The organism is Prevotella conceptionensis 9403948, assembly GCF_000312305.1.
Classification (GTDB): domain Bacteria; phylum Bacteroidota; class Bacteroidia; order Bacteroidales; family Bacteroidaceae; genus Prevotella; species Prevotella conceptionensis.
Genome location: NZ_HE999449.1, coordinates 282997 through 291290 on the forward strand (window position 1 = coordinate 282997; position 8294 = coordinate 291290).

An 8294-nucleotide genomic window follows, 5' to 3' on the forward strand; every position below is an offset into this window, starting at 1 on the left:
GTAAATGCTTAGTTGTTACTTCTTTCCGCAAATATAGAGCTTTTTATTATATTATACAAGGTTGTACAAGTGTTTTTTCGCTTTCACTTCTGGATTTGGTGTTTCTTTTGTTGTTTATCAGCCATCGCTTTGAAGTGCCTTTGATGCAAATTGCAGAACATGCCGTACTATTCTGGCTTAAACTAGAAAAGATGCAAAGAAAAAACTCGCAAGTGCCAAGGCACTTGCGAGTTATACTATCTGTTATTGCATTTGCTGCTTAACGAACAATGCCGCGTTTTGAACTTTCAACAAAGTCGATGATGTATTGTATCTCCTTTGTTACTTGCAGGTTGTTACGTATTTCTTGTATGCCTTCGGCCATCAAGCCTTTCGAATAAAGCAGACGGTAGGCATTATGGATAAGGTCAATCAGTTCGTTAGAGAAACCGCGCCTACGCAAGCCCACTAGGTTGATACCTGCAAAGCGCACGGGGTCTTTTCCTACAATGACGTAAGGGGGAATGTCTTGACTGAAACGACTGCCGCCCTGTACCATCACATAACCACCAATACGGCAGAACTGATGGCATAACACTGCTGCACTAACAATGGCAAAATCGTCGACAATCACCTCGCCAGCAAACTTAGTGGAGTTGCCAATAATGACATTTGAACCAATAACACAGTCGTGGGCGATGTGCATGTTCTCCATCAGCAAGTTATTGCTACCAACTATCGTTACGCCCGTAGAGGCCGTACCGCGCGAAATGGTAACGTTTTCACGAATACTATTGTTGTCGCCAATCTCGCATAGCGTGTCTTCGCCAACAAACTTCAAATCTTGCGGCTTGGTAGAGATGCTTGCGCCAGCCAATATTTCGTTTCCATTGCCAATGCGAGCACCGTAATTGATGGTCACACTGTTCTGAAAGTTGTTTCCGTCGCCAATAACCGTGTTACGGTCTATATAACAAAATGGGCCGATAATGTTGTCGTTCCCAAGCTTTGCTTCGGGATGCACAAAGGCCAAAGGACTTATTTGGTTCATAGCTCAGTGCGTATCTTTTACTTGTTTTTAACGATTTGTGCGGTGAAGGTAGCCTCCGAAACCACCTGATCGCCCACAAACATGTAGCCTTTCATCGAACTAACACCATGTCTTACAGGATGAAGTAACTCTACACGGAACAACAATGTGTCTCCGGGAACAACCTTTTGGCGGAACTTCACCTCGTCGATTTTCATGAAATAGGTAGACCAGCGTTCAGGTTCTTCTAGTTGGTTAAGTACCAAAAGGCCGCCACACTGCGCCATAGCCTCAACTTGCAACACGCCAGGCATTACAGGTTCTTGGGGGAAATGGCCCACAAAGAAAGGCTCGTTGCTCGTTACGTTCTTCACGCCAACGATACTTGTTGGGCCTAGCGATATGATTTTGTCTATCAACTGCATGGGATAGCGGTGAGGTAGCAATTCGCGTATGCGCTTATTGTCCATCACAGGCTCTTCGTTGGGGTCGTAAATGGGTGCTTGCACCTCGTGCTTGCGAATGTCTTTACGCAGATGGCGTGCAAACATGTTATTGATGGTGTGGCCTGGACGGGTAGCAATGATGCGGCCCTTGATGGGTTTACCCAGTAGAGCCATGTCACCAATGATGTCGAGCAGCTTGTGGCGCGTGCACTCGTTCTCCCAAACCAAGGGCTTATGTTGTATATATCCCTGCTTGCTGGCATCCAAACGAGGAACTTTCAGCAAGTCGGCAGGCTGGTCTAGTTGCTCTTGGTCGATTATTTTTTCGTAAATAACGATGGCATTGTCCATGTCGCCACCCTTGATGAGGTTGGCTTTAAGCAGCGGTTCGATGTCGCGCACAAACACAAATGTGCGTGCAGGTGCTATCTCGGTTTCAAAATTGTCGAGCGAATCGAGGGTAGCGAACTGGCTATTGATGAACTTCGAATCGAAAGAACACATCGCCGTTATGCTAAATTGGTCGTCGGGAAGGATGGTGATGCACGAACCCGTAGCCTCGTCTTTCACCTCAATCTTATGTCGAATGATGTAGTAATCTTTGGGAACGCTTTGTTCTTCGATGCCCACACGCTTAATTTGTTCCACATACATGATGGCCGAACCATCGAGAATGGGGAATTCGGGACCGTTAACCTGTATGAGACAGTTGTCGATACCCATAGCGTAGAGTGCCGAAAGGCCATGCTCTACGGTGGAAACGCGTACATCGCCATTGGCAAGTACAGTGCCGCGTTGCGTGTCTACCACCCGTTCGGCCAACGCATCGATGATGGGCTGACCTTCCAAATCAATTCGTTGTATCTTATAGCCTGTGTTTTCGGGTGCAGGATTGAAGGTTACCGTGAGGCTCAATCCAGTATGCAAGCCTTTGCCATACAAGGAAAAGCTGCCTTTCAATGTTGTCTGTTTTAACATTGCGTTATGGTTTTATTTGCTTTTTTAATTCGTCAATCTCCTTTTGTAGCTCATTCAGCTGTTTATACATGTCGGGCAAACGCCTGAAAATGGCGTGCGACTTGAAGTAAGGCTTGAGCTCCATAGGCGGTGTTCCAATGAGTTGCTGGCCATCTTTGAGGTTTCCTGGCACGCCCGATTGCGCCCCTAAGAACACTTTGTTGCCGATATTGATGTGTCCGGAAACGCCAACCTGCCCGCCAAACATGCACCATTGGCCCACCTTGGTGGAGCCAGCCACGCCCACTTGGGCAGACATAACGGTGTTTTCGCCGATATCGGTGTTGTGTGCAATTTGCACAAGGTTGTCTAGTTTCACACCTTTACGTATGTAAGTGCTGCCCATTGTAGAGCGGTCTACGCAGGTGTTGGCACCTATTTCCACGTCGTCTTCAATTGTTACTGTACCAATTTGGGGTATCTTGTCGTACCCATTGGCAGATGGGGCGAAACCAAACCCATCGGCACCGATAACACAACCCGAATGCAGGATTACCCTATTGCCCACCACTACATCGTGGTAAAGGCACACTTGGGGGGTAAATAATGCAATCGCTGCCCACTCGTACGTTGTCGCAGAGTGTGGCATGGGGATATACTTGTGTGCCGTTGCCTACTACAACGCCACTGCCAACATAGGCAAAGGGGCCTACATAACAGTTTTCGCCAACCGTGGCGTCGGGCGAAACGAAGGCCAAGGGGTCGATACCCGTTTTCTTTGGCTTTGCTGCCTCGTACATCTGTAATAGCTTGGCCACACACTCGTAGGCGTTATCCACCTTGATGAGCGTGGTTTTGACAGGTTTCTCCAGCTTGGTGTCTTTGTTTACAAGCACCACGCTAGCCTCTGTCTCATATATATAATGTGTATATTTCGGGTTTGAAAGAAACGAAATAGCTCCTGGCCGTCCCTCCTCAATCTTTGCAAAGGAGTGAACGGCAGCGTTCTCATCTCCAACGATTTCACCATCGACTACTTGTGCAATTTGCTTTGCTGTAAATTCCATTGGTTTCAGTACTGTTGAATAATTCTGCAAATATAGCAATTATTATTCAAAATCTTTGATAACAAAGGTAATATTTGCTGTTTTTCATGGAAAGGCGTGTCACATCAAAGAGTTCTGAGGCCTGCGAGATGTCTTTACACGTGCCGTCTTTACACTTGATGGTGATGTGGTCGTCTTCCATGTTATACATGTTTTTGTTCACGGTGTTCGCGCTCATCAGGTAGGTTGCATCGCTTGTCGAAAGCCCTGTGTGCGTACAGATGGCAGCCAATCGTTCTTCAATAACGCCTTCGGGAATGGGTTCGTCGAACACCTCTACCTTGAAGAGTTTTCTGTTTACGAGGTCGTTTGCCAAGATGGACAACACGGGGTCGGCATCGTTCATCCACACCTTTACGCTGCTCCAAATGTCATTGTCGTCTAGCGAGCAATAGTTTTGCAAGGCCTCGGCATGCGTTGTGAAAAAGTCGCGGTCAACATCGTTGGCCAAGAAGTAGGCCAAGGCAGGCGTAGCAAACAGCGAATGGCCATTACGAACTAGATATTTGGCGCGTTTAAGGAGGTTAACCAAAATGGCCTCACAGCCTACTGCGGTTTTATGCAGGTATACCTGCCAATACATCAGCCTACGCGAAATAAGATAGTTCTCGATGGAATAGATGCCTTTTTGGTCTACCACCAGTGCATCGTTCTCCACATCGAGCATCTTGATGATGCGTGCCGAACCGATATTGCCTTCTGTTACACCCGTAAAAAAACTGTCGCGACGAAGATAGTCGAGCCTATCCATGTCTAGCTGACTGCTGATGAGCTGGTGAAGGAACCGCTTGGAGTATTCGTTTTTGAAGATTTTGATGGCCAACGTAAGGGCTCCACCCATCTCACGATTCATCTTCTCCATCATCTGTAACGAGATGTCTTCGTGCGAAATGCCCGATATGAGCGAGTTTTCGAGCACATGCGAGAATGGGCCATGCCCAATGTCGTGAAGAAGAATGGCTATCTGCACGGCCTCTACCTCGCTATCGAAGATGAATACGCCCTTTTGTTGGAGCGACAAAACGGCCTCGCTAACTAAATGGAATGCCCCAATGGAATGCAAAAAACGCGTGTGTTGCGCACCTGGATAAACCACAGAGGCCATACCTAGCTGACGAATGCGCGTAAGGCGCTGCATCATGGGATGGCAAATAACGTCGAGGATTAATCCGCGCGGTATCTTGATGAACCCAAAAACGGGGTCGTTGATGATCTTTATTTCACTCATTTACTACTGTTCGGTGGGCGTTGCGGTTTAGAACGTGGGCAAGATGGCCTTCAATTCGCGAGCCATCTCTTCTTGAACCTCGCATGCTTTCTCGGCAGCCACTTGTGCAAAGTCGGCTCCGTTGCTTGCATAGATAATGCCGCGCGAACTGTTTACCAACAAACCGCAATCCTTGTTCATACCATATTGACACACATCGTGAAGACTTCCACCTTGTGCACCAATGCCGGGAACGAGCAAGAAATGGTTTGGTGCATGGCGACGAATGTCCTTAAAGGCCTCGCCTTGTGTGGCACCTACCACGTACATCATATTATCTGCATTGCCCCATGTTTGCGATTTGGTAAGAACGTGTTCGAAAAGGCGAACGCCTTGAGTATCTTCCATGAGTTGGAAGTCGTGCGAACCCTTGTTGCTGGTAAGTGCCAACAATATCACCCACTTGCCTTCGTAGGCCAAGAAAGGCGTCACGCTGTCTTCGCCCATGTATGGGGCAACAGTAAGTGCATCGAGATTGTAGGTTTCGAAGAAGGTGCGGGCATACATCTGCGAGGTGTTGCCAATGTCGCCGCGCTTGGCATCGGCAATGACAAACTGCTCGGGATAGTTCTCGTTGAGATAAGCCACGGTACGCTCGAAAGCCAGCACCCCCTTTACGCCTAACGATTCGTAAAAGGCAAGGTTGGGCTTATAGGCCACGCAATAGGGCGCAGTGGCATCGATAATGGCCTTGTTAAACTCGAAGATGGGGTCGTCTGCCTGCAACAAGTGTTGCGGTATCTTCTTGATGTCCGTGTCTAGACCTACACAAAGGAACGACTGCTTGGCGTGTATCTGCTTAATTAATTCTTCTCTTGTCATAAGAAAATGATGTGAATGGGGGGTTACAATTCGGCCTCTTTCATTCGCTCCGTGTTCTCGGCAACCGACAGGGCATCTATCATAGCCTGAATATCTCCGGCAATAAAACCTTGAAGGTCGTGCGTGGTGTAGCCAATACGGTGGTCGGTTACGCGGCCTTGGGGATAATTATAGGTTCTGATTTTTGCCGAACGGTCGCCCGTAGACACCAAGCTCTTGCGGCGATTAGCAATATCGTCGACATACTTTTGGTGTTCGCGGTCGTATATAAAGGTACGTAGTCGCGACAGGGCACGTTCCTTATTCTTGGGCTGGTCGCGTGTTTCGGTACACTCGATGAGTATTTCTTCGGTCTCGCCCGTATTGGGGTTCTTCCAGGGATAGCGCAAGCGCACGCCCGACTCCACCTTGTTAACGTTCTGTCCACCTGCACCCGAACTTCTGAACGTATCCCACTTGATGTCGCCTTCGTTGATGTTCACCTCGAACTTATCGGCTTCGGGCAACACGGCTACCGTTGCGGCCGATGTGTGCATACGGCCTTGTGTTTCGGTGGCAGGTACACGTTGCACGCGATGTACTCCAGATTCGTATTTCAAGGTGCCGTACACATTGTCGCCGCTCACGGCAAAGTCTATCTCCTTAAATCCGCCAACGGCTCCTTCGCTTGATGCGGTAACGGAGAGGTTCCAACCTTTGGAGTCGCAAAAACGTTTGTACATGCCAAAGAGGTCGCCAGCGAAAAGCGCGGCCTCATCGCCGCCTGTGCCAGCCCTTATCTCCATTTGAACGTTCTTGGCATCTTCTGGGTCTTTGGGCACAAGCAGCAGTTTTATCTCCTCTTCCAACTTCGGACGCTCCGTTTCGTTGGCAGACAGTTCTTCGCGCGCCATATCTTTCATCTCGGCATCGCTTTCGTTGGCCAAAATGTCTTTGGCCTCGGCAATGGAATTAAGGCAAGCCACATAGCGCTTGCGTGCATTCATAATGTCGCCAAGGTCCTTATACTCCCTTGTCAACTTGACATAACGTTCTTGGTCGGCGATAACGGCAGGGTCGGTAATCAGCGTTGACACCTCCTCGTAACGACTTTCCAGTCCGTCTAACTTTGTTAATATGCTGTTTTGTTCTGACATAATCTCATTATAGTTAAGCCTTTTAAGTTCTTGAGTTATTGAGTTTATTTGTTTTTATCGCATGTTGCCTCAAACAAAAGCGAACGAACATCCTAATTGCAGAAAGTTCTAAGACAGGAAACACACAAACCGAATAAGCCGCAAACTAAAAAACTTTGTTCATTATATATAGGAATGTTAGTCGTAGAGGTATTTGCCATACTCCGAACGGATGGTAAGCGACTTCTTCCCTTCTTCGACACGTCCCACAACTTGTGCCTCTATATTGAAACCCTTGCTAATGGCAATAATGCGTTCGGCATGTTCGGGGCGCACATATATCTCCATTCGGTGTCCCATATTGAACACCTTATACATTTCTTTCCAATCTGTTCCGCTTTCCGACTGAATGAGTTTGAACAGCGGCGGCACGTCAAACATGTTGTCTTTTATCACTCGGCAATCGTCGCTAACGAAGTGCAGCACCTTTGTTTGTGCGCCACCCGTGCAATGTACCATGCCATGAACATGGTTGCGCATTTCATCTAGCACCTTGCGAATTACAGGAGCATAGGTTCGTGTGGGCGACAACACCAGCTGACCAGCATCAACGCCCAAGCCTTCGATGGCATCCGTCAATCGCTTTGTGCCACTATAAACAAGCTCTTTGGGTACGGCATGGTCGAAGGTTTCGGGATATTTCTCGGCCAGATACTTGGCAAACACGTCGTGGCGTGCGCTTGTCAGCCCGTTACTTCCCATTCCGCCATTGTACGTTTTCTCGTATGTGGCCTGTCCGCACGAAGATAATCCCACGATTACATCGCCTGGACGAATGTTAGCATTGTCGATAACGTCGCTCCGTTTCATTCGGCAGGTAACGGTAGAGTCAACAATGATGGTGCGCACAAGGTCGCCCACGTCGGCCGTTTCGCCACCCGTTGCATAAATACCCACACCCATTTCTCTCAGTTCGGCCAACAATTCGTCGGTGCCGTTGATGATGGCCGAAATCACTTCGCCAGGAACAAGCATCTTGTTACGCCCGATGGTGCTCGACACCAAGATGTTGTCAACCGCTCCCACGCATAGCAAGTCGTCGGTGTTCATCACCACCGCATCTTGGGCAATGCCTCGCCAAACGTTCAAGTCGCCCGTCTCTTTCCAGTAAGCGTAGGCCAACGACGACTTCGTACCGGCCCCGTCGGCGTGCATGATGTTACAATACGCATCGTCGCCACCTAATATGTCGGGAATGATTTTGCAGAAAGCTTGCGGAAAAACGCCCTTATCGATATTCTTAATGGCGTTATGCACGTCTTCTTTTGCGGCACTAACGCCACGCATCATGTAACGGTTGTTCATCTGTTTGAGTTTATTTGGGTGAAAAGTGTTGTTAAATAAAGTGAGATGGCTTGCTGTTCGGCCCTGTGTTCGCGTGTAGTAACACCACGGCAAGAGCCTTTTGCGCTATTCTCTTCCGTGCCAAAACTCCCAGCTGGCAAAGGCTTGGAGCAACAGCATTTCAAGTCCGTTCTTGGTAATTGCGCCCCGTTCCATACCCTTTTTCAT

At 48.4% G+C, this 8294-nt stretch carries 7 protein-coding genes and 1 pseudogene; 1 reads left to right on the forward strand and 7 read right to left on the reverse strand.

All coding sequences use genetic code 11. From position 1 onward, the window contains the following. The coding region (locus tag BN93_RS18695; protein WP_044260598.1) for a hypothetical protein at positions 1-263 on the forward strand (263 nt) is incomplete at its 5' end. On the opposite strand, the gene lpxA is transcribed toward BN93_RS18695, so the two are convergent. From lpxA to BN93_RS11815, 7 genes and pseudogenes are all read right to left on the reverse strand, one after another. Beyond that, positions 260-1030, reverse strand: a complete 771-nt coding sequence (gene lpxA / locus BN93_RS11785; protein ID WP_019188526.1) for an acyl-ACP--UDP-N-acetylglucosamine O-acyltransferase — start codon at positions 1028-1030, stop codon at positions 260-262. The two genes, BN93_RS18695 and lpxA, sit on opposite strands and share 4 nt — an antisense overlap. Before the next feature lie 17 nt (positions 1031-1047). After that, entirely contained in the window at positions 1048-2433 is a 1386-nt protein-coding gene (locus BN93_RS11790; RefSeq protein ID WP_019188527.1) for a bifunctional UDP-3-O-[3-hydroxymyristoyl] N-acetylglucosamine deacetylase/3-hydroxyacyl-ACP dehydratase, read from the reverse strand. 4 nt (positions 2434-2437) lie between these two features. After that, positions 2438-3479, reverse strand: a pseudogene (gene lpxD / locus BN93_RS19015) (UDP-3-O-(3-hydroxymyristoyl)glucosamine N-acyltransferase). A 46-nt stretch (positions 3480-3525) separates the two neighbouring features. Then, positions 3526-4746 (reverse strand): HD domain-containing protein, encoded by a 1221-nt coding sequence (locus BN93_RS11800; RefSeq protein WP_019188528.1) that lies wholly within the window; start codon positions 4744-4746, stop codon positions 3526-3528. 27 nt (positions 4747-4773) lie between these two features. Then, positions 4774-5607 carry an orotidine-5'-phosphate decarboxylase gene (pyrF, locus tag BN93_RS11805; protein WP_019188529.1) on the reverse strand — a complete coding sequence of 278 codons (834 nt, stop codon included), beginning with the start codon at positions 5605-5607 and terminating at the stop codon, positions 4774-4776. Between the two features lie 23 nt (positions 5608-5630). Beyond that, complete coding sequence (gene prfA / locus BN93_RS11810) at positions 5631-6743, reverse strand: peptide chain release factor 1 (RefSeq protein ID WP_019188530.1); 1113 nt, start codon at positions 6741-6743, stop codon at positions 5631-5633. Positions 6744-6920: 177 nt separating this feature from the next. Beyond that, positions 6921-8087, reverse strand: a complete 1167-nt coding sequence (locus BN93_RS11815) for an AIR synthase-related protein (protein WP_019188531.1) — start codon at positions 8085-8087, stop codon at positions 6921-6923. Positions 8088-8294: the final 207 nt, after the last annotated feature.